Origin of the sequence: Arthrobacter sp. TB 26 (genome assembly GCF_000427315.1) — a bacterium.
GTDB lineage: Bacteria > Actinomycetota > Actinomycetes > Actinomycetales > Micrococcaceae > Arthrobacter.
Genome location: NZ_AUPJ01000238.1, coordinates 15,361 through 18,091 on the forward strand (window position 1 = coordinate 15,361; position 2,731 = coordinate 18,091).

2 protein-coding genes and 1 pseudogene (1 of these 3 cut by a window edge) are annotated in these 2,731 nt (G+C 65.1%); all 3 read right to left on the reverse strand.

Annotated elements, in window-relative coordinates:
* Positions 1-36: pseudogene (gene prmC, locus K789_RS0108525) on the reverse strand (peptide chain release factor N(5)-glutamine methyltransferase); it reaches 834 nt to the left of the window's first position.
* Positions 37-54: 18 nt separating this feature from the next.
* Positions 55-1,128 (reverse strand): peptide chain release factor 1, encoded by a 1,074-nt coding sequence (gene prfA, locus K789_RS0108530; RefSeq protein ID WP_024366391.1) that lies wholly within the window; start codon positions 1,126-1,128, stop codon positions 55-57.
* Between the two features lie 194 nt (positions 1,129-1,322).
* Positions 1,323-2,731, reverse strand: a 1,409-nt coding sequence (gene rho, locus K789_RS0108535) for a transcription termination factor Rho (RefSeq protein ID WP_024366392.1), incomplete at its 5' end; no start/stop codon positions are given.

Sequence of the window (2,731 nt, forward strand, 5' to 3'; positions counted from 1 at the left end):
GGCGTCCGCGAGGCTCAGCCCGGTTCGTTCTGTCATCAATGCGCCGGGCCCGGACTAGTCGCCGATGGCGTCGAGGCGGGCCTGTTCGTCCATCTCGATGGCCGACTGGATGACCGGCTCCAGGTCGCCGTTCATGACCTGGTCCAGGTTGTAGGCCTTGTAGCCGGTGCGGTGGTCCGCGATCCGGTTTTCCGGGTAGTTGTAGGTCCGGATGCGCTCCGAGCGGTCCATGGTGCGGATCTGCGACTTGCGCTGGGCGGAGTTCTCGGCGTCGATCTGCTCCTGCTGGTGCGCCAGGATGCGGGCGCGGAGGACGCGCATGCCGGCCTCACGGTTCTGCAGCTGCGACTTCTCGTTCTGCATGGCCACCACGATGCCGGTGGGAAGGTGGGTGATCCGGACAGCGGAGTCGGTGGTGTTCACGGACTGGCCGCCGGGGCCCGAGGAACGGTAGACGTCGATCTTGAGGTCGTTCTGGTTGATCTCGAGTTCTTCAGGCTCGTCCACTTCCGGAAGCACCAGCACGCCGGCAGCCGAGGTGTGGATGCGGCCCTGGGATTCCGTCACGGGAACGCGCTGCACACGGTGCACGCCGCCCTCGAACTTGAGCCGCGCGTAGACGCCCTCGGCCGGATCGTTCGAGTTGCCCTTGATGGCGACCTGGACATCCTTGTAACCGCCCAGGTCCGATTCGTTGGCGGAAATCATTTCGGTCTTCCAGCCGCGGGACTCCGCGTACCGGGTGTACATCCGCAGCAGGTCGGCCGCGAACAGGGCAGCCTCGTCGCCGCCTTCGCCGCCCTTGACCTCGAGGATCACATTGCGCGCATCGTCCGGGTCCCGCGGGATCAGGAGCCGGCGAAGCTTGGCCGCAGCCGTTTCCAGCGCGGCCTCCAGTACGGGCACCTCCGCAGCAAACTCCGGGTCCTCGTCCGCCATTTCCTTGGCCGCGGCAAGGTCATCCTGGATGCCGTGCCAGGCGTGGTAAGCCTCGACGATGCCGTTCAGCTGGGCAGAACGCCGCCCAAGCTTCCGGGCAATCTTCTGGTCAGCATAAACAGCGGGATCCCCAAGCTGCGCCTGGATGGCATCATGCTCATCCAACAGGCCCTGTACGGACTCAAACATTTTCAAAACCTCTTTCGACTCTCTCAAGTCTAGTTACTGCAACGCGGGGTCACTTACGGCCCATCCCAGGGGCCCTGATGGGCTCTAGGTGACCCCGCGTTGCTTTTTGAAGCGGAGGGACCGGTTAACGCAGGAACCGCCCGGGGAATTGGCGGNCCGGGAAGGGCCGCCAATTTCCGAGCGGTTATGCGTCGCTATTTGTCGTTATCGGACTTCGCACCAAGCGTCGTCTTCTGCACCTGCATGAGGAACTCGACGTTGCTCTGGGTCTCCCGGATCTTGTTGGTCAGCAGCTCAAGGCTCTGCTGCGTTTCGAGTCCGGAAAGGACACGGCGCAGCTTCCACATGATCTTGACTTCCTCGGGGGACAGCAGGTTTTCCTCACGGCGGGTACCGGACGCGTTGACGTCCACGGCCGGGAAGATGCGCTTGTCGGCGAGCTGGCGGGACAGGCGCAGTTCCATGTTGCCGGTGCCCTTGAACTCTTCGAAGATGACCTCGTCCATCTTGGAGCCGGTCTCGACGAGAGCGGTTGCCAGGATGGTGAGCGAGCCACCGTTTTCGATGTTGCGGGCTGCACCGAAGAAGCGCTTCGGCGGGTACAGCGCAGCGGAGTCGACGCCACCGGACAGGATACGGCCGGAAGCCGGTGCTGCCAGGTTGTAGGCACGGCCCAGGCGGGTCATCGAGTCGAGGAGGACCACAACGTCCATGCCCATTTCCACGAGGCGCTTGGCACGCTCGATGGAGAGTTCGGCCACGGTGGTGTGGTCGTCGGCGGGACGGTCGAAGGTGGAGGCGATGACCTCACCCTTGACGGTGCGCTGCATATCCGTAACTTCTTCGGGGCGTTCGTCAACGAGCACCATCATGAGGTGGACCTCAGGATTGTTGGTGGTGATGGCGTTGGCGATGGACTGCAGGATGAGCGTCTTGCCGGCCTTCGGCGGCGACACGATCAGGCCGCGCTGGCCCTTGCCGATCGGGGCAACCAGGTCGATGACGCGGGGGCCGATCTTCTTGGGGTCCGTCTCGAGGCGCAGTCGCTCGGAGGGGTACAGCGGGACGAGCTTCGCGAATTCGACGCGGTCCTTGAGTTCCTCAGGGGTCTTGCCGTTGACCGAGGTGACGCGGACCAGGGCGTTGAACTTCTGGCGGGCGGTCTGCTGCTGGTTCCCCTGCTGGGCCTCGCCTTCACGCGGTGCGCGGATGGCACCGACGACGGCGTCGCCCTTGCGCAGGTTGTACTTCTTGACCTGGGCGAGGGACACGTACACGTCGTTCGGGCCCGGCAGGTAACCGGAGGTGCGGATGAACGCGTAGTTCTCCAGCACGTCCAGGATGCCGGCGACGGGCAGCAGGACGTCGTCTTCGGTAACCTCGACGTCGTCGACGTCCGGTCCCTGGGCGCGTCCACGGCGGCGGTCGTTGCGGTCGCGGAAGCGGTCGTTGCGCGCGCTGTCGCGGCTGTCCTGCCCGCCGGAGCGGTCCGGACGGTCATTGCGGTCGTTGCGGTCGCGCCGGTTACGGCGGTTCCGGCGGCTGCCGCCGTCGCTGTCGTCAGTGTCGCGGCTGTTGTCGCGGTTGCCGGTGTTGTCGCGGG